General features: G+C 59.4%; 15 protein-coding genes. 12 read left to right on the top strand and 3 right to left on the bottom strand.

The features are described 5' to 3' along the window. Window positions 1-64: 64 nt before the first annotated feature. From apaG to U862_RS0100740, 7 genes are all read left to right on the top strand, one after another. Window positions 65-445 carry a Co2+/Mg2+ efflux protein ApaG gene (apaG, locus tag U862_RS0100770; RefSeq protein WP_025108651.1) on the top strand — a complete coding sequence of 127 codons (381 nt, stop codon included), beginning with the start codon at window positions 65-67 and terminating at the stop codon, window positions 443-445. Then, the gene (locus tag U862_RS0100765; RefSeq protein WP_025108650.1) at window positions 445-1,326 is read left to right on the top strand and encodes a symmetrical bis(5'-nucleosyl)-tetraphosphatase; all 882 of its coding nucleotides are present in this window, start codon (window positions 445-447) and stop codon (window positions 1,324-1,326) included. Before apaG ends, U862_RS0100765 begins: the two co-directional genes overlap by 1 nt. 33 nt (window positions 1,327-1,359) lie before the next feature. Next, window positions 1,360-1,689, top strand: coding sequence for a thiosulfate sulfurtransferase GlpE (glpE, locus tag U862_RS0100760; RefSeq protein WP_025108649.1), 330 nt, complete (start codon window positions 1,360-1,362; stop codon window positions 1,687-1,689). Window positions 1,690-1,983: 294 nt separating this feature from the next. Beyond that, a complete protein-coding gene (locus tag U862_RS0100755; protein ID WP_003228848.1) occupies window positions 1,984-3,906 on the top strand; it encodes a PrkA family serine protein kinase in 1,923 nt (640 codons plus the stop codon). 104 nt (window positions 3,907-4,010) lie between these two features. Continuing rightward, window positions 4,011-5,282: a YeaH/YhbH family protein gene (locus U862_RS0100750; protein WP_003228849.1), complete on the top strand. Its 1,272-nt coding sequence runs from the start codon at window positions 4,011-4,013 to the stop codon at window positions 5,280-5,282. Further along, window positions 5,279-6,841, top strand: a complete 1,563-nt coding sequence (locus tag U862_RS0100745) for a SpoVR family protein (RefSeq protein WP_025108648.1) — start codon at window positions 5,279-5,281, stop codon at window positions 6,839-6,841. The genes U862_RS0100750 and U862_RS0100745 overlap by 4 nt, the downstream gene beginning before the upstream one ends. 63 nt (window positions 6,842-6,904) lie before the next feature. After that, window positions 6,905-8,134 (top strand): multifunctional CCA addition/repair protein, encoded by a 1,230-nt coding sequence (locus U862_RS0100740; RefSeq protein ID WP_025108647.1) that lies wholly within the window; start codon window positions 6,905-6,907, stop codon window positions 8,132-8,134. An 84-nt stretch (window positions 8,135-8,218) separates the two neighbouring features. On the opposite strand, the gene folK is transcribed toward U862_RS0100740, so the two are convergent. Further along, a complete protein-coding gene (gene folK, locus U862_RS0100735; RefSeq protein WP_025108646.1) occupies window positions 8,219-8,737 on the bottom strand; it encodes a 2-amino-4-hydroxy-6-hydroxymethyldihydropteridine diphosphokinase in 519 nt (172 codons plus the stop codon). Next, the gene (gene folB, locus U862_RS0100730) at window positions 8,728-9,084 is read right to left on the bottom strand and encodes a dihydroneopterin aldolase (RefSeq protein WP_016772885.1); all 357 of its coding nucleotides are present in this window, start codon (window positions 9,082-9,084) and stop codon (window positions 8,728-8,730) included. The genes folK and folB overlap by 10 nt, the downstream gene beginning before the upstream one ends. A gap of 74 nt (window positions 9,085-9,158) precedes the next feature. On the opposite strand from folB, the gene plsY reads away from it, so the two are divergent. Further along, window positions 9,159-9,728, top strand: a complete 570-nt coding sequence (plsY, locus tag U862_RS0100725) for a glycerol-3-phosphate 1-O-acyltransferase PlsY (protein ID WP_025108645.1) — start codon at window positions 9,159-9,161, stop codon at window positions 9,726-9,728. 23 nt (window positions 9,729-9,751) lie between these two features. Here plsY and tsaD read toward each other — a convergent pair whose 3' ends face one another. Then, complete coding sequence (tsaD, locus tag U862_RS0100720) at window positions 9,752-10,777, bottom strand: tRNA (adenosine(37)-N6)-threonylcarbamoyltransferase complex transferase subunit TsaD (RefSeq protein ID WP_025108644.1); 1,026 nt, start codon at window positions 10,775-10,777, stop codon at window positions 9,752-9,754. Between the two features lie 199 nt (window positions 10,778-10,976). Between tsaD and rpsU the strand changes: the two genes are divergently transcribed. From rpsU to U862_RS0100700, 4 genes are all read left to right on the top strand, one after another. Beyond that, window positions 10,977-11,192 carry a 30S ribosomal protein S21 gene (rpsU, locus tag U862_RS0100715; protein ID WP_002551877.1) on the top strand — a complete coding sequence of 72 codons (216 nt, stop codon included), beginning with the start codon at window positions 10,977-10,979 and terminating at the stop codon, window positions 11,190-11,192. A gap of 481 nt (window positions 11,193-11,673) precedes the next feature. Next, the gene (gene dnaG, locus U862_RS0100710; RefSeq protein ID WP_025108643.1) at window positions 11,674-13,623 is read left to right on the top strand and encodes a DNA primase; all 1,950 of its coding nucleotides are present in this window, start codon (window positions 11,674-11,676) and stop codon (window positions 13,621-13,623) included. 67 nt (window positions 13,624-13,690) lie between these two features. Continuing rightward, entirely contained in the window at window positions 13,691-15,538 is a 1,848-nt protein-coding gene (gene rpoD, locus U862_RS0100705; protein WP_025108642.1) for an RNA polymerase sigma factor RpoD, read from the top strand. Window positions 15,539-15,664: 126 nt separating this feature from the next. Further along, window positions 15,665-19,411 carry a bifunctional diguanylate cyclase/phosphodiesterase gene (locus U862_RS0100700; protein ID WP_025108641.1) on the top strand — a complete coding sequence of 1,249 codons (3,747 nt, stop codon included), beginning with the start codon at window positions 15,665-15,667 and terminating at the stop codon, window positions 19,409-19,411. Window positions 19,412-19,415: the final 4 nt, after the last annotated feature.

Below are 19,415 nucleotides of genomic sequence, written 5' to 3'. Positions count from 1 at the left end.
ACTTGCCTAGACTGATTCCCCATCAGCTACGCCTCGCGTTCCGCTTTGCTTAAGGCCCTTTTGCATGTCCGATCCTCGTTACCAGGTCGATGTCAGTGTCGTCACCCACTATCTGGCAGACCAATCGCAACCCGAGCACGACCGCTTCGCCTTCGCCTACACCATCACCGTGCAGAACAATGGAGAGAAGCCCGCTCGCCTGATGTCGCGACACTGGGTGATCACCGATGGCGACGGACATGTCGAAGAGGTTCGCGGCGCAGGCGTCGTCGGCCAGCAACCGCTGATCGACGCTGGCAAAAGCCACACTTACAGCAGCGGCACGGTCATGACCACCAAAGTCGGCACCATGCAGGGCACCTACGAAATGGTCGCCACCGATGGCAAACATTTCGACGCAATCATCAAGCCCTTCCGTCTCGCCGTCCCAGGAGCCCTGCACTGATGACGACGTATGCCGTAGGTGATCTGCAAGGCTGTCTCGAACCGCTCAAGTGCCTGCTCAGGCAAGTGGCGTTCGACCCGGCGCGCGATCGACTCTGGCTGGTCGGCGATCTGGTCAACCGTGGGCCACAATCGCTGGAAACCCTGCGTTTTCTCTATGGCATGCGCGAGTCGCTGGTCTGTGTGCTCGGCAATCATGACCTGCACCTGCTGGCTGTCAGCAGGCACGTCGAGCGCTTGAAAAAGTCCGACACCCTGCGCGAGATCCTCGAAGCACCCGACGGCCCTGTACTGCTTGAGTGGCTGCGCCAGCAAAAGCTGATGCACTACGATGAGCAGCGCGATGTCGTCATGGTTCACGCCGGCATTCCGCCGCAATGGTCGCTTCGTCGTGCCTTGAAGTGCGCTGGCGAAGTGGAAACGGCTTTGCACGATGACAATCTGCTCCCGGCGTTTCTTGACGGCATGTACGGCAATGAACCCGCCAAATGGGACAACGACCTCAAAGGCGTCACCCGCCTGCGCGTCATCACCAACTATTTCACCCGCATGCGCTTCTGCACCGCCGAGGGCAAACTCGATCTCAAGAGCAAGGAAGGCCTCGACACCGCACCGCCAGGCTACAAGCCGTGGTTCCAGCACAAAGAGCGCAAGACCCGTGGTTTACGGATCATCTTCGGCCACTGGGCTGCACTCGAAGGCGATGTCCACGAACCGGGCATCTCGGCACTGGACACCGGGTGTGTCTGGGGCGGCAGCCTGACACTGATGAACGTCGACAGTGGCGAGCGCGTGTCGTGCAAATGCGATGAACACGGTGACATTGCGCCAACCGTCGCACCACTTATCCCCGAAACGTCGCCAGTCAACGCCCCGCGTTAGACTGCGCATTCTGCCGAGCTACAGGAACCCGCCATGAGCGAATTCAAACGAATCCCCCCGGAACAGGCCCAGGCCCTGCGTGAGCAAGGTGCGGTGGTGGTCGATATCCGCGACCCGCAAACCTACGCCGCACTGCACATCGCCGGCTCGACCCATCTGGATAACCATTCGATCTCGGAATTCATCCGCAACGCCGATCTCGACGCACCACTGGTGGTGGTCTGCTATCACGGCAATTCCAGTCAGAACGCGGCCGCCTACCTGATCAGTCAGGGCTTCTCCGACGTCTACAGCATGGATGGCGGCTTCGAGTTGTGGCGTACGACTTATCCTGCGGAAACCGCGCAAGGCACCGCCGAATAATTTTTTTGTCACGTGCAGGCCCCGGCTGCCGTGGGCCTGCGCGCGGCAGACGAACGGTCTGCGACAACTAATTGCGTATCTCGCCTTTACCTCCCGAATTCCCAACTATCCTTAAGCCCAGGCCATCCAAAACAGGGGAGAGCCGGTACACCGGCGCACGGGTCATCGGGAGTGACTTTCAAGGTTGTCGACCGCGAAAGTGTTCTGGGGGGTAAACAAGCGGCCACCGCGGCTGCTTGCCAGCATCGACTGAGTGATCCGGCGTCGGCTCCACGTATCGAGCGAGGTGACGTCATGAGTATCTTTAGCCACTTCCAACAACGCTTCGAGTCCACACGCCAGGAAGAACTCTCGCTGCAGGAGTACCTGGAGCTGTGCAAAAAGGACCGCAGCGCTTACGTTTCCGCCGCCGAGCGTCTATTGATGGCAATTGGCGAACCCGAGCTGCTCGACACGTCGACCAACTCACGGCTGTCGCGGATCTTCTCCAACAAGGTGATTCGTCGCTATCCGGCCTTTGAAGACTTCCACGGGATGGAAGAATGCATCGACCAGATCGTCTCGTATTTCCGCCATGCCGCCCAAGGTCTGGAAGAGAAGAAACAGATCCTCTATCTGCTCGGCCCCGTCGGTGGCGGTAAATCGTCGCTGGCCGAGAAGCTGAAACAGTTGATGGAAAAAGTGCCCTTCTACGCGATCAAGGGCTCGCCGGTATTCGAATCACCCCTGGGTCTGTTCAACGCCACCGAAGATGGCGCGATCCTCGAGGAAGACTTCGGCATCCCACGGCGCTACCTGAACACCATCATGTCGCCTTGGGCAACCAAGCGCCTGGCCGAATTTGGCGGCGATATCAGCCAGTTCCGCGTGGTCAAGCTGTACCCGTCGATCCTCAACCAGATCGCCGTGGCCAAGACCGAACCGGGCGACGAGAACAACCAGGACATTTCCGCTCTGGTCGGCAAGGTCGACATCCGCAAACTCGAGGAATACCCACAGAACGACGCCGACGCCTACAGCTACTCCGGTGCGCTGTGCCGGGCCAACCAGGGCCTGATGGAATTCGTCGAAATGTTCAAGGCACCGATCAAGGTGCTGCACCCGTTGCTGACCGCCACTCAGGAAGGCAACTACAACAGTACCGAAGGTCTTGGCGCCATTCCGTTCACCGGGATTCTGCTCGCCCACTCCAACGAATCGGAGTGGCACACCTTCCGCAACAACAAGAACAACGAAGCCTTCATCGACCGGATCTACATCGTCAAAGTACCGTACTGCCTGCGGGTCAGCGACGAGGTGAAGATTTACGACAAGCTGCTGTTCAACAGCTCCCTGGCCAAGGCCCACTGCGCGCCCGACACACTGAAGATGCTGGCGCAGTTCACTGTGCTGTCACGCCTCAAGGAGCCGGAAAACTCCAACATCTATTCGAAGATGCGCGTCTACGACGGGGAAAACCTCAAGGACACCGATCCGAAAGCCAAATCGATTCAGGAATACCGCGACTCGGCCGGCGTCGACGAGGGCATGAACGGCCTGTCGACCCGCTTTGCGTTCAAGATCCTGTCCAAAGTGTTCAACTTCGATCCGCATGAAATCGCCGCCAACCCGGTGCACCTGCTCTATGTGCTGGAACAGCAGATCGAACAGGAACAATTCCAGGCCGAGACCCGCGAGCGTTATCTGCGCTATCTCAAGGAGTACCTGGCACCGCGTTATATCGAATTCATTGGCAAGGAAATCCAGACCGCATACCTGGAGTCTTACAGCGAATACGGTCAAAACATCTTCGACCGCTACGTGCTGTACGCGGACTTCTGGATTCAGGATCAGGAATACCGCGATCCGGAAACCGGCGAGATCCTCAACCGCGTCGCGTTGAACGAGGAACTGGAAAAAATCGAGAAACCGGCCGGCATCAGCAATCCGAAGGATTTCCGCAACGAAATCGTCAACTTCGTGCTGCGCGCCCGGGCCAACAACAACGGCAAGAACCCGACCTGGCTCAGCTACGAAAAACTGCGGGTGGTCATCGAGAAGAAAATGTTCTCGAACACCGAAGACCTGCTGCCAGTCATCAGCTTCAATGCCAAGGCCAGCAAAGAGGATCAACAGAAACACAACGACTTCGTTACTCGAATGGTCGAGCGCGGCTACACCGACAAACAGGTACGACTGCTGTCCGAATGGTACCTACGGGTCCGGAAATCGCAGTAAAACAGCTACAAGCCTCAAGCTACGAGCTGCAGGGAAAAGCGTGAACGCTGTGCTTCTACTTGCAGCTCGCAGCTCACAACTTGAAGCTGCCCGGAGGGCCTCCTATGAGCTATGTGATCGACCGACGCCTCAATGGCAAGAACAAGAGCACGGTGAACCGCCAGCGTTTCCTGCGGCGTTACCGTGATCACATCAAGAAGGCCGTCGAAGAGGCGGTCAGCCGGCGCTCCATCACTGACATGGAGCACGGCGAACAGATCAGCATTCCCGGTCGCGACATCGACGAACCGGTGCTTCACCACGGGCGCGGCGGCAAGCAGACCGTGGTTCACCCCGGCAACAAGGAATTCACCGCCGGCGAGCACATCGCCAGGCCACCGGGGGGTGGTGGCGGACGCGGGCCGGGCAAGGCTGGCAACTCCGGCGAGGGCATGGACGAATTCGTCTTCCAGATCACCCAGGAAGAATTCCTCGAATTCATGTTCGAAGACCTTGAACTCCCTAATCTGGTGAAACGTAACCTCAGCGGCACCGACACCTTCAAGACCGTGCGCGCCGGGATCAGCAACGAAGGCAATCCCTCGCGGATCAACATTATCCGAACCCTGCGCTCGGCTCATGCCCGGCGCATTGCGCTGTCCGGCAGCAGCCGCGCCAAGCTGCGCGAAGCCAAAGAGGAACTGGCGCGACTCAAACGCGAAGAGCCGGACAACTTCGGCGATATTCAGGAACTCGAAGCCGAAATCGAGAAACTCAGCGCACGCATCCATCGCGTGCCGTTCCTCGACACGTTCGACCTCAAGTACAACCTGCTGATCAAGCAACCCAACCCCAGCTCCAAGGCAGTGATGTTCTGCCTGATGGACGTTTCCGGCTCCATGACCCAGGCCACCAAGGACATTGCCAAGCGCTTTTTCATCCTGTTGTATCTGTTCTTGAAGCGTAACTACGACAAGATCGACGTAGTCTTCATCCGTCACCACACCAGCGCCCGGGAAGTGGACGAAGAGGAGTTCTTCTATTCGCGGGAAACCGGCGGCACCATCGTTTCCAGCGCGTTGAAACTGATGCAGGAGATCATGGCCGAGCGCTATCCGAGCAACGAGTGGAACATCTACGCCGCTCAGGCTTCCGACGGCGACAACTGGAACGATGACTCGCCGATCTGCCGCGACATACTGATCAATCAGATCATGCCGTTTGTGCAGTACTACACTTATGTGGAGATCACCCCGCGCGAACACCAGGCCCTCTGGTACGAATACGAACGCATCGCCGAAGCCTTTTCCGACACGTTTGCCCAGCAGCAGCTGGTCTCGGCCGGGGATATTTATCCGGTCTTCCGTGAACTCTTCCAGCGCAGGTTAGTGACATGACCGCCAAAGAGCAGAAACGCCAACCCATTTCCACCGGCTCCGAATGGACATTCGAGCTGATTCAGGCCTACGACCGCGAGATCAGCCGGCTCGCCGATCGCTACGCCCTGGATACCTATCCCAACCAGATCGAAGTGATCACCGCCGAACAGATGATGGATGCCTATGCTTCGGTCGGCATGCCGCTGGGGTATCACCACTGGTCCTACGGCAAACACTTCCTCAGCACCGAGAAATCCTACAGTCGCGGGCAGATGGGGCTGGCCTACGAGATCGTGATCAATTCGGACCCGTGCATTGCCTACCTGATGGAAGAAAACACCATCTGCATGCAGGCGCTGGTGGTGGCTCACGCGTGCTACGGCCACAACAGCTTCTTCAAGGGCAACTATCTGTTCCGCACCTGGACCGATGCCAGTTCGATCATCGATTACCTGGTGTTCGCCAAGCAGTACATCATGCAGTGCGAGGAACGCCACGGCATCGATGCCGTAGAGGACCTGCTCGACTCCTGCCACGCCCTGATGAACTACGGCGTCGACCGCTACAAACGCCCGTATCCGATATCCGCCGAGGAAGAACGCCGGCGGCAAAAGGACCGCGAAGAGCACATGCAGAAACAGATCAACGATCTGTGGCGCACCATTCCCAAAGGTGCGGACAAATACAGCGACAAGGACAACGCACGCTTCCCGGCCGAACCGCAGGAAAACATCCTGTATTTCATCGAGAAACACGCCCCGCTGCTGGAGCCGTGGCAGCGGGAAATCGTGCGGATCGTGCGCAAGATTGCCCAGTATTTCTATCCACAGCGCCAGACCCAGGTGATGAACGAAGGCTGGGCAACGTTCTGGCACTACACGTTGATGAACGATCTGTACGACGAAGGCCTGGTGACTGACGGCTTCATGATGGAATTCCTCACCTCGCACACCAGCGTGGTGTTTCAGCCAGGCTTCGACAGCCCCTATTACAGCGGCATCAACCCTTACGCACTGGGCTTTGCGATGTACCGCGATATCCGGCGCATGTGCGAAGAACCTACCGAGGAAGACCGCCGCTGGTTCCCGGACATTGCCGGCACGGACTGGCTTTCGACCATCAAGTTCGCCATGAGCAGCTTCAAGGATGAGAGCTTCATCCTGCAGTACCTGTCACCGAAAGTGATCCGCGATCTGAAGTTGTTCAGCATCCTCGATGACGACCAGAAGGACGACTTGCTGGTACCGGCGATCCATGACGAAACCGGTTACCGGATCATCCGTGAAACCCTGGCCGCACAGTACAACCTCGGCAATCGTGAACCAAACGTGCAGATCTACAGCATCGACCGGCGCGGCGACCGTTCCCTGACCCTGCGCCATCAGCAGCACGACCGCAAACCACTGGGCGACTCCACCGACGAGGTACTGAAACATCTGCACCGGTTGTGGGGCTTCGACATTCACCTGGAAACCCTGCAAGGCGACCAGATCATGAAAACCCACCACGTACCGCCACGCAGTGAACACAGCGAAGGGGATTACGGCAGGCTTGATCTGGCCGTGATTCATCTTTGATCCGGTTTTGGCCTCCGAAAGTCCGGCGCAAGGGTTATTCTGTCGGGCCAACGGAGGTTTTTTATGCAGATTTACAAGGTCGGCGGCGCGGTACGCGACCGCTTGCTCGGGCTACCGGTTACCGATATCGATTGGGTGGTGGTCGGTGCCACGACAGAAGAGATGCTCACCAAGGGATTTCGCCCGGTCGGCGCAGATTTTCCGGTATTCCTTCATCCCGGGACCGGCGAAGAATACGCCCTCGCCCGCACCGAGCGTAAAAGCGGCCGTGGTTATGGCGGCTTCACTTTTCACGCCAGCCCCGAAGTCACCCTTGAAGAAGACCTCATTCGCCGCGACCTGACGATCAATGCGATGGCCGAGGACGGCCAGCAGAATCTGACGGATCCCTATCATGGCCAGCGCGACCTCGAAAATCGAATTCTGCGCCATGTTTCCCCGGCGTTTGCCGAAGATCCCCTTAGGGTATTGCGTGTAGCGCGCTTTGCCGCTCGCTACGCCGCGCTGGGGTTTACCGTCGCTCCGGAGACCCTCGAACTGATGCGTCAGCTCAGCGAATCCGGCGAACTTGAAGCCCTGACCGCCGAACGCAGCTGGAAGGAGATTTCCCGGGCATTGATGGAAGATCAGCCACACGTATTCATCCAGACATTGCGCGACTGCGGCGCACTGAAGGTCTTGATGCCAGAGGTAGACGCACTGTTCGGCGTACCGCAGCCGGAGGCCCATCACCCGGAAATCGACAGCGGCATCCACACCCTGAGCGTGCTCGAACAAGCGGCGCAGCACCAACAGCCGCTGACCGTGCGCTGGGCCTGCCTGCTGCATGACCTCGGCAAAGGCCTGACTCCGGAGGAAGAGTGGCCACGGCACATCGCGCATGAACACAAAGGGCTGAAGCTGATCAAAGCGGTCAACGAACGTTTCAAGGCACCGAAAGATTGTCAGGACCTGGCACTGCTGGTCGGCCAATATCACACGCACGGCCACCGCGCCCTGGAACTGAAGGCGTCGACCTTGCTGGAGTTACTGCAGAGCTTCGACGTTTATCGCCGTCCGCAGCGCTTTGAGGAGTTCATCGTCGCGTGCGAGATGGATGCTCGCGGCCGCAAGGGACTGGAACAGCGCAGTTATCCACAGGCAGATTATTTGCGCGGCGCGGCGAAAGTAGCACGGGAAGTCGCGGTACAGCCGTTGCTGGAGAAGGGATTCAGAGGGCCGGAACTGGGCGAAGCGCTGAAGCGCGAGCGACTGAAAGCGCTGAAGACCTATAAAGACACGGCGTCAGCCTGAAAAGCTTCGCGAGCAAGCCTGCTCCCACAAGGGAAATACATTCCAAATGTGGGAGCGGGCTTGCTGGCGAAGGCGGCAGTCAACTCAACGAAGATCCGAAGGCGTGAGTTGCTGCCCGCGCCATTCAAACCCGACCGGCGCCAACACCTGATCAATCTGCGCCTCGGCCCACAACGTCGCGAAGCTTTTTCCCACACCCGGATGCACCCGATCCGGCGCAATCAGCGACAGCGGCCACAGCACAAAAGCATTTTTCAGAATTTCGGCACGCGGCAGGATCAAACCGTCAAAGTTACCCGTCAGGTCGCCGTACAACAGCACGTCGATATCCAGCGGCAAACCCTTGCGGTCCGGTGCATAGCGACCGTTATCGGCCTCGATGTATTTCAGGCGCCGATCCAGCTCCATCAACGGCAGATCGGTAAACGCCGAGACCACGAAGTTGAAGAACGGCCCGCTTTTGATCCCCACCGGCTGGCTCTCGAACACCGCCGAACAGCGGATATCCACGAGGAATGTCGCCAAAGCGTCGAGCCCGGCGCGCAAATGGGTATCACGCTCGATATTGCTACCGAGCCCAAGGTAAACCTGAGTCAGCGACATCCGCGCTCGATCTCCACACCCACACCACCCTTGGCTGCCGGCACGGCGCCTGGCTTGGTCAGTTTCAGACGAACCCAGGTGATCTTGAATTCGGCCATCAGCACTTCGACCAATCGCTCGGCGAAGGTCTCGACCAACTGAAATTGCGCCTGCTCGGCAAAGGCCTGGATGCGCGTAGAAACGCTGGCGTAATCGAGCGCCAGCGTCAGGTCGTCACCAGCCGCGGCCGGGCGATTGTCCCAGGCGAAGCTCAGATCAAGACGCAGACACTGTCGGATGCCGCGCTCCCAGTCGTAGGCACCGATCACGGTGTCGACTTCCAGGCCCTCGATAAACACTCTGTCCAAGCACTTTTCTCCGCTGCACGACAAGGGCGCAATGCGCCGTTAGAATCAGGGCGTCCTCGCCCGGAATAGTTAGCATGTTTTGGTTACTGGCGACTCTCGCCTACCTGCTCGGCTCGCTGTCCTTCGCCATTTTGCTCAGCCGCCTGACCGGAAACCCGGACCCGCGAATGAGTGGCTCGGGTAATGCCGGCGCCACCAACATGCTGCGCCTGGCCGGCCGCAAACTTGCGATCCTGACCCTGCTCGGTGATCTGTGCAAAGGCCTGTTGCCGGTGCTGATCGCAGCGGCCATGGGCCTTTCGCTGCAGGATCAGGCCTGGATCGGCGTGTGCGCCGTGATCGGTCACCTGTTCCCGCTGTATTTCCGTTTTCGCGGCGGCAAAGGCGTTGCCACGGCTGCCGGCATGCTGCTGGGCCTGTATCCGCCCGCCGCGCTGTTGGCGGTATGCGCCTGGCTGCTGACGTTCTACCTGACCCGTACCAGCTCGCTGGCGGCATTGATCGCCACGCCCCTGACCCTGCCATTGCTGGCTTGGCAGGAACCGGAAGCGCTGCTGCCAATGAGCGCGTTGACGCTACTGATCGTCTGGCGCCACCGCGGCAATCTACGCGACCTGTTTGCCGGGCGCGAACGGCATTTTTAAATACCGCTCATGAGCGCCGCTCATCACAACGCCGACAGCTGCTCCATCGGCCAGCGCGCCTGCACGCTGATCGCCAGGCTTTCCTGCTGACCAGCCTGCAGACGCTGGCAACCGGCAAACGCGATCATCGCGCCATTGTCGGTGCAGAACTCGGGACGGGCGTAGAACACATCGCCCTTCATATCGCCGAGCATCTTTTCCAGCGAAACACGCAACGCCTTGTTGGCGCTGACGCCGCCAGCGATCACCAGACGCTTCATGCCGGCCTGTTTCAGGGCGCGTTTGCACTTGATGGTCAAAGTCTCCACCACCGCCTGCTGGAACGCCAGCGCGATGTCGCAACGGGCTTGCTCGCTGTCGTCCCCGGCGGTGACGCATTGCTGCCAGGTGTTAAGAGCGAAGGTCTTCAGACCGCTGAAGCTGAAATCCAGACCCGGGCGATCACACATCGGACGCGGGAAAGTAAAACGTCCTGCAACGCCCTTCTCCGCCAACTTGGCGATTTCCGGTCCGCCCGGATAATTGAGACCCATCATTTTTGCAGTCTTGTCGAACGCTTCGCCGGCGGCATCGTCGAGGGTCTCTCCGAGCAGGCTGTATTGGCCAATGCCATCGACCTGAACCAGCTGGGTATGACCACCGGAAACCAACAAAGCGACGAACGGGAATTCTGGCGGTTTTGGCTCCAGCATCGGCGCCAGTAAATGACCTTCCATGTGGTGCACACCGAGCGCCGGAATACCCCAGGCAAACGCCAGCGCCTGGGCGCAAGAAGCACCGACCAGCAGCGCCCCGACCAGTCCAGGACCTGCGGTATAGGCGATAGCATCGATCTCGGTCGGCACGCAGTCGGCTTCAGCCAACACCTGACGAATCAAGGGCAGCATGCGTTTGACGTGGTCACGCGAGGCCAGCTCCGGTACCACACCGCCATAGGCACGGTGCAGGTCGATCTGACTGAATAGCGCGTCGGCCAGCAGGCCGCGCTCACTGTCATATAATGCGACGCCGGTTTCGTCGCAGGAAGTTTCTAATCCCAGTACTAGCATGGGTTTGCGCCTTGTTTAGGCTGAATTCGAAGGCGCGCATAATAGTCGCCGCGTGATGCCCCGACCAGCGGTTTTCGATCAGAGGCTTTGCATTCCGAGCGATGAGGGGTTAACATCCGCAACCCTTAAAAACCGACGTCTTCAAGTGCTCTTTTGCCGCGAGGATGTTGACCCCGGTAATGAATGAAGGTAGCTCTGGATGCCAGCCGTCAAAGTTAAAGAGAACGAACCCTTCGACGTAGCTCTGCGTCGTTTCAAGCGCTCCTGCGAAAAAGCCGGTGTACTGGCTGAAGTTCGTAGCCGCGAATTTTACGAGAAGCCAACTTCTGAGCGTAAGCGCAAAGCAGCAGCCGCTGTTAAGCGTCACGCCAAGAAAGTTCAGCGCGAACAGCGCCGCGCCGTTCGTCTGTACTAATACGCAGACGTTCGTAGCAAGCTTCTTGCCTAAGCCCGGCCCTCAGCCGGGCTAATGGCATTTGCGTAAAACGCTTGATGCTTCACCGTCGAAGCCGCAGATGCGACCGAGACAAAACTGCTTCACCGCGTCAGGCCTGGCTTTTTTGCCAGCGGTGCACGTCTTTCTGACGAGCCTTTCAAGGCTACTGACGAGCACACCCACTGATTCCTCTCACGACGATCAGCCCAAGGCACCTGCATGCGTGCCCGCTTTATTGAGCTATCCGAGGCCCTTGACCGGCCGTCAGCGGATTCAGCGCAACACTTTCAAATAGTCGAAAACTGATGAGCACTAACGTCAGTGGATTTTCGGCAGATACACTTCCCGACAGCGATCACGCAACCGACCCCGGTCGAGCCGCCCATTGCGCGCGCCTCACTCAAGACCTGCGTCCAGCCGCCCTTCGCATCGGACTCATTACAGCACAGACGAGAACGCCATGGCCGGGCTGATTCCCCAGAGCTTTATTGACGACCTCCTGAACCGCACCGACATCGTCGACGTGGTCAGCTCGCGTGTGCAACTGAAAAAGGCCGGCAAGAACTACACCGCCTGCTGCCCGTTCCATAAAGAGAAAACCCCGTCGTTCAGCGTCAGCCCCGACAAGCAGTTCTATTACTGCTTCGGTTGTGGTGCCGGTGGCAACGCCTTGGGCTTTCTCATGGACCACGACAACCTGGACTTCCCCCAGGCCGTCGAAGATCTGGCCAAAGCCGCCGGAATGGAAATCCCCCGCGAAGAAAGCGGCCGCCCGCACAAACCGCGGCAACCGACCGATTCGCCGCTGTACCCGCTACTGACCGCCGCCGCCGACTTTTACCGGCAGGCGCTCAAGAGCCATCCTGCGCGCAAGGCCGCCGTGGATTACCTCAAGGGCCGCGGCCTGACCGGCGAGATCGCCCGGGACTTCGGCCTAGGTTTCGCGCCGCCGGGCTGGGACAATCTGTTCAAACACTTGAGCAGCGATACCCTGCAACAGAAGGCCATGATCGACGCAGGCCTGTTGATCGAGAACGCCGAAACCGGCAAACGCTATGACCGCTTCCGCGATCGCGTGATGTTCCCGATCCGTGACACGCGCGGCCGGATCATCGCTTTCGGTGGCCGGGTACTCGGCGACGACAAGCCGAAATACCTGAACTCGCCGGAAACCCCGGTCTTCCATAAAGGCCAGGAGCTCTACGGCCTCTATGAAGCACGCAAGAACAACCGCAACCTCGATGAAATCATCGTCGTCGAAGGCTACATGGACGTCATCGCTCTCGCCCAGCAAGGCTTGAAAAATGCCGTCGCAACGCTGGGTACCGCGACCAGCGAAGAACATTTGAAACGCCTGTTTCGCGTAGTGCCGAACGTGCTGTTCTGCTTCGACGGCGACCAGGCCGGCCGCAACGCCGCCTGGCGCGCGCTGGAGGCCACACTGTCGAGCTTGCAGGACGGGCGTCGTGCGCGATTCCTGTTTCTGCCCGAAGGCGAAGACCCGGACACCTTGGTGCGCGCCGAAGGCACTGATGCCTTCAAGGCTCGAATCAACCAGCATGCGCAGCCGTTGGCGGACTATTTCTTTCAGCAACTGACCGAAGAAGCCGATCCGCGCTCTCTTGAGGGCAAGGCTCACATGGCCACCCTCGCCGCACCATTGATCGATAAAGTGCCCGGGGCCAACCTGCGCATTCTGATGCGTCAGCGCCTGACCGAAATCACCGGCCTGAGCAACGAAACCGTCAGTCAGCTCGCGCAAAGTGCGCCGCAGGAAGCGCCGCCGGCGTACGATCCGGGCATTGATTACGACGCAATGCCGGACTACAGCGACTACCATCAGCCGCAGGCACAGGACATGTATGTGCCGCAGCAGGAGTGGACGCCGAAGAAACCCGGCGCCGGCGGCAAGAAGTGGGACAAGAACGGCAAACGTGGCGGCGATCGCGATCAACAACGCCCGCGGACGCCAATTGGCGTCGAATCACCGACCCTGACCGCCCTGCGCACCCTGCTTCATCACCCGCAACTGGCCGAACGCGTCGAGGACGCCGGGCACATTGCGGACGAAAATCAGACCAACGCCCAGTTGCTTGTGGCGCTGCTCGAAGCCGTACAGAAGAATCCCAAGCTAAACTCATTTCAGTTGATCGCGCGATGGCACGGCACTGAACAGGGTCGCTTGCTTAAAGCACTCGCGGAAAAGGAGTGGCTGATTGATGGAGAAAACCTTGAACAACAGTTTTTCGACACCATTACTAGCTTGTCAGCCCGCCAACGCGAGCGAAATCTGGAACAGTTGCTCAGGAAAGCGCGTCAAAGCGAACTGAGCATCGAAGAGAAAAATCAACTGCGCGACCTTCTAAGTCGCAATGTTTCCGCATCAAACCCGACCTCAACTGGCGCGTGAGGTCATAGCTCAGGTATAATCCTCGGCTTGTTTTTTGCCCGCCAAGACCTTCAGTGGATAGGGTGTTATGTCCGGAAAAGCGCAACAGCAGTCTCGTATTATTGAGTTGATCAAACTGGGTCGTGAGCAGAAGTATCTGACTTACGCCGAGGTCAACGACCACCTGCCCGAGGATATTTCAGATCCGGAGCAGGTGGAAGACATCATCCGCATGATTAACGACATGGGGATCCCCGTACACGAGAGTGCTCCGGATGCGGACGCCCTTATGTTGGCCGACGCCGATACCGACGAGGCCGCTGCGGAAGAAGCAGCCGCTGCGTTGGCAGCGGTGGAGACCGATATCGGTCGCACCACTGACCCAGTGCGCATGTACATGCGTGAAATGGGTACGGTTGAGCTTCTGACTCGTGAAGGCGAAATCGAAATCGCCAAGCGTATCGAAGAGGGCATCCGTGAAGTGATGAGCGCTATCGCGCACTTCCCTGGCACGGTTGACCACATTCTCTCCGAGTACACTCGCGTTACCACCGAGGGTGGTCGCCTGTCCGACGTTCTGAGCGGTTACATCGACCCGGACGACGGCATTGCGCCGCCGGCTGCCGAGGTGCCGCCGCCGATCGACGCGAAAGCCGCCAAGGCTGACGACGAGACCGAAGACGATGACGCCGAATCTTCGGATGACGAAGAAGAAGCCGAAAGCGGTCCGGATCCGGTCATCGCAGCCCAGCGTTTTGGCGCTGTGGCCGATCAGATGGAAATCACCCGCAAGGCCCTGAAAAAGCACGGTCGTCACAACAAGGCAACGGTTGCCGAGTTGCTGGCCCTGGCCGAGCTGTTCATGCCGATCAAACTGGTGCCGAAGCAATTCGAAGCCCTGGTCGAGCGTGTTCGCAGCGCCCTGGATCGTCTGCGTCAGCAAGAGCGCGCGATCATGCAACTGTGCGTACGTGATGCACGTATGCCACGCGCCGATTTCCTGCGTCAGTTCCCGGGCAACGAAGTCGACGAAAGCTGGTCCGACGCCCTGGCCAAAGGCAAGAGCAAATACGCCGAAGCCATTGGTCGCGTGCAGCCGGACATCATCCGTTGCCAGCAGAAACTGATCGCGCTGGAAACCGAAACCGGTCTGACCATCGCAGAAATCAAGGACATCAACCGTCGCATGTCGATCGGTGAGGCCAAGGCCCGCCGCGCGAAGAAAGAGATGGTTGAAGCCAACTTGCGTCTGGTGATCTCGATCGCCAAGAAGTACACCAACCGCGGCCTGCAATTCCTCGATCTGATCCAGGAAGGCAACATCGGTCTGATGAAAGCGGTGGACAAGTTCGAATACCGTCGTGGTTACAAGTTCTCGACTTATGCCACCTGGTGGATCCGTCAGGCGATCACTCGCTCGATCGCCGACCAGGCCCGCACCATCCGTATTCCGGTGCACATGATCGAGACGATCAACAAGCTCAACCGCATTTCCCGCCAGATGCTGCAGGAAATGGGTCGCGAACCGACCCCGGAAGAGCTGGGCGAACGCATGGAAATGCCTGAGGACAAGATCCGCAAGGTGTTGAAGATCGCTAAAGAGCCGATCTCCATGGAAACCCCGATCGGTGATGATGAAGACTCCCATCTGGGCGACTTCATCGAAGACTCGACCATGCAGTCGCCAATCGATGTTGCGACCGTTGAGAGCCTTAAAGAAGCGACTCGCGAAGTGCTGTCCGGCCTCACTGCCCGTGAAGCCAAGGTACTGCGCATGCGTTTCGGTATCGACATGAACACCGACCACACACTCGAAGAAGTGGGCAAACAGTTTGACGTAACGCGTGAGCGGATCCGTCAGATCGAAGCCAAGGCGCTGCGCAAGCTGCGCCACCCGACGCGAAGCGAGCATCTGCGCTCCTTCCTCGACGAGTGATACCAGAACCCCCGGCCCAGGCCGGGGGTTTTGTTTACAGGGCAGATTAAATCCCCCGCACCGCCCCTCCTCCGCATACCCCGTCTACACTCGAAACTATGAATCCCGTGCCCTAACGAGACGGTTATGCCCAGACTGGCGCCCGTGCTTTTCTTGCTGTCACTGATGATCTGGACCGCAACGGCTAACGCGCTGACTCTGACCGATGAAGAACGTAGCTGGCTCGCGGCTCACCCGGACTTGCGCCTGGGTGTCGATGCCTCGTGGCCGCCGTTCGAGTTCCGCGATGAACAGAACCGCTATCAAGGCCTGGCCGCTGATTACATCGACGTGATCCGCCAGCGTCTGGCAGTCAAACTCACCCCGATCGAACCGTCGAGCTGGACCGAAGTGCTGGCGCAAGTGAAAGCCGGCAAGATTGATCTGCTGCCGGGGATCATGTCCACGCCCGAGCGCCAGAACTATCTGTCGTTCACTCGCCCCTATCTCGACTTCCCGATTGTGATCCTCGCCCACATCGGCGGCGCACAACCCCGCAAAATCGAAGACCTGTACGGCCTGAAGATCGCCGTAGTGGAGAACTACGCCCCCCACGAACTCCTGCGCACCCACCATCCCGACCTGAATCTGGTGGCCATGCCCAATGTCAGCTCGGCACTCCAGGCGCTGGCCACCGATGAGGTAGACGCTGTGGTCGGCGACCTCGCGTCCAGCGTCTGGAGCCTGCGCCAGCTCAAACTCGACGGTTTATACGTGAGCGGCGAAACCCCGTATCGCTACCAGTTGGCCATGGGCGTGCCCCGTGACAACAAAATGCTGGTGGGCATTCTGGACAAAGTCCTGGCGGACATGAGCCCGGAGGAAATCAGCAGCATTCAGGAACATTGGGTCGGCAATGTCCTGGACCATCGGACATTCTGGTCGGACCTGCTGATTTACGGCCTGCCAGGTCTTTTGTTGCTGGTGATCATCCTGGTGGTGGTCATTCGTATCAACCGCCGCCTCAGCTCGGAAATCGCTCGACGCGTCGACCTCGAACAGGAATTGCGCAGCAGCGAATACCACTACCGCGGCCTGGTGGAGAGCCTGTCTGCCATCGCCTGGGAAGCGCGCATGAGCGACTTCACCTACAGCTATGTTTCGCCCCATGCCGAGGATTTGCTCGGTTATCCACAGGCGCATTGGTTGATCCCGGGTTTCTGGCGCAACATCATCCACCCCGCCGACCTCACCCGCGCGCAGGCCATCTGCGATGACGCGGTGCGCGAAGGGCGTGATCACACCCTCGACTATCGGGTGATCACCGCTGACGGGCGCTGCCTGTGGGTGCGTGACATCGTCAGCCTGATTGAACACGGGCATGAGCCGGTGATGCGCGGACTGATGATCGACATCAGCGAGACCAAGCGTACCGAGGAGGCGCTGCGGCTGTCGGAGCAGAAATTCGCCTCGGTATTCCAGCAATGCCCGGACATTCTGGTGATCGCGCGACTGTCCGACGGCTGCCTGCTGGAAGTCAACGAAGCCTTTGAAGAACAAATCGGCCTGAAAGCCGAAGAGGTCGTCGGTCAAACCGCCACCGAACTCAACATCTGGGGAATTCCCGGGGTCGGGCCGGGGCTGCTGCAGCGCTTGCAGGCAGGCAGCATCCGCAATCTGGAGATGCCCTTTCGCCGCAACAACGGCCAGGTGTTCACTGGCCTGATCTCCGCCGAACCGTTCGACCTCGACACCACCCCGGCGCTGGTGGTGGTGGTGCGCGACATCACCCAGCTGAAGGAAACCCAGCAGCAGCTGCAAACCTCCGAAGAGAAGTTCGCCAAGGCCTTCCACGCCTCGCCGGACGGCCTGCTGCTGTCGCGCCAGAGCGACGGCCTGCTGTTGGAGGTCAATGAGGGTTTCAGCCGCATCACCGGTTTCAACAGCGCGATGTCGGTGGACCGCTCGGCACTGGACCTGGGGATCTGGGTCAACCTCAATGAACGCAAGCAGATGCTCGACCTGCTGCACCGCGACGGTTTCGTGCGCGATTTCACCTGCCACATCCGCCGCAGCGACGGGCAGATCCGCCTGTGTGAAGTGTCCAGCCGACCGCTGCCGATCGGCGAAGAAGACTGCATGCTGACCATCGCCCGGGACATCACCGAGCGGCATCTGATGCAAGAAAAACTGCAGCAGGCGGCCACCGTGTTCGAGAGCACCGCCGAGGGCGTGCTGATCACCGACACCCAGCAGCACATCAGCGCGGTCAACCGCGCCTTCACCGAAATCACCGGCTACAGCGAAAGCGAAGCCCTCGGCCACACCCCGCGCCTGCTCGCCTCGGGCCTGCACGACAGCGCGTTTTATGCGGCGATGTGGCACCAGTTGACCGACGAGGGTCACTGGCAGGGCGAGATTTCCAACCGGCGCAAGAACGGCGAGTTGTACCCGAGCTGGCTGACCATCAGCGCCGTGCGCAACCGCGACAAGTTCATCACCCACTTCGTCGCGGTGTTTGCCGATATCTCCAGCCTCAAACACGCGCAGGCCAAGCTCGATTACCAGGCACATCATGACCCGCTCACCGGCCTGCCGAATCGCACCCTGTTTGAAAGTCGTCTGCTCACCGCGCTGAACAGCCAGCAGGAAAATGGCAGTCAGGGCGCTGTGCTGTTCCTTGATCTGGACCGCTTCAAGCACATCAACGACAGCCTCGGCCACCCGGTCGGCGACCTGCTACTCAAGGGCATTGCCGTGCGCTTGAAAGAACAATTGCGCGACATCGATACCGTCGCACGCCTGGGCGGCGATGAATTCATTATCCTGCTGCCGGGCCTGCAACAGGCCAGCGACGCCGACCACATCGCCACCAAACTGCTCAATTGCTTCGGCGCACCGTTTCAGGCCGGCGAACACGAGTTCTTCATCAGCGCCAGCATCGGCACCAGCCTGTATCCACGGGACGGCTGCGACGTCGCCACGCTGGTGAAAAACGCCGACGCGGCGATGTACCGCTCCAAGGCCAAGGGCCGCAACCGCGTCGAAAGCTACACCCGCGACCTCACCGCACAGGCCAGCGAGCGTGTGGCGCTGGAACACGAACTGCGCCGCGCCATCGAACGCGACGAACTGTTCCTCTACTACCAACCGAAGATCAGCCTCGACGACCATCGTCTGGTGGGCGCCGAAGCGCTGATTCGCTGGCGTCACCCGACCTTCGGCGAAGTACCGCCGGAGCACTTCATCCCGCTGGCCGAAGAGAACGGCATGATCCTGCAGATCGGCGACTGGGTGCTCGAAACCGCCTGCCGGCAGATGTTCGAATGGAACCAGATCTACGAAAGCCTCGGCCCGTTGTCAGTCAACCTCGCCGGCGCGCAGCTGCGCCAGCCGAACCTGCTCGGGCGCATCGAACAATTGCTCCGGGAAAACCGTTTGCAGCCAGATTTACTGCAACTGGAAATTACCGAAAACTTCATCATGAGCCAGGCCGAAGAAGCACTGGCGGTGCTACACCAGCTCAAACACCTGGGTGTACAACTGGCGATCGACGACTTCGGTACCGGCTATTCCTCGCTCAGTTACCTCAAACGCCTGCCGCTGGACATCCTCAAGATCGACCAGTCATTCGTCCGCGGCCTGCCCGATGACCCCCACGACGCAGCGATTGTGCGGGCCATCATCGCCCTTGGCCGGAGCATGCAATTCACCGTGATTGCCGAAGGTGTGGAAACCCAGGCCCAACAGCAATTCCTCGCCGCCGAGGGCTGCGAACAGATCCAGGGCTACATCGTCAGCCTGCCGCTGCCGCCAGAAGAATTCGCCGCAACGTTTCTGCGTATTACCGTATCGGATTATTCGGATAGCACAGCCGAGAAACCGTCGCTATAATCCG

Source organism: Pseudomonas sp. H1h, assembly GCF_000633255.1.
Lineage (GTDB): Bacteria > Pseudomonadota > Gammaproteobacteria > Pseudomonadales > Pseudomonadaceae > Aquipseudomonas.
The sequence above is the reverse complement of the archived record's forward strand: the minus strand, read 5'-3'. Positions and strand labels throughout refer to the sequence as shown.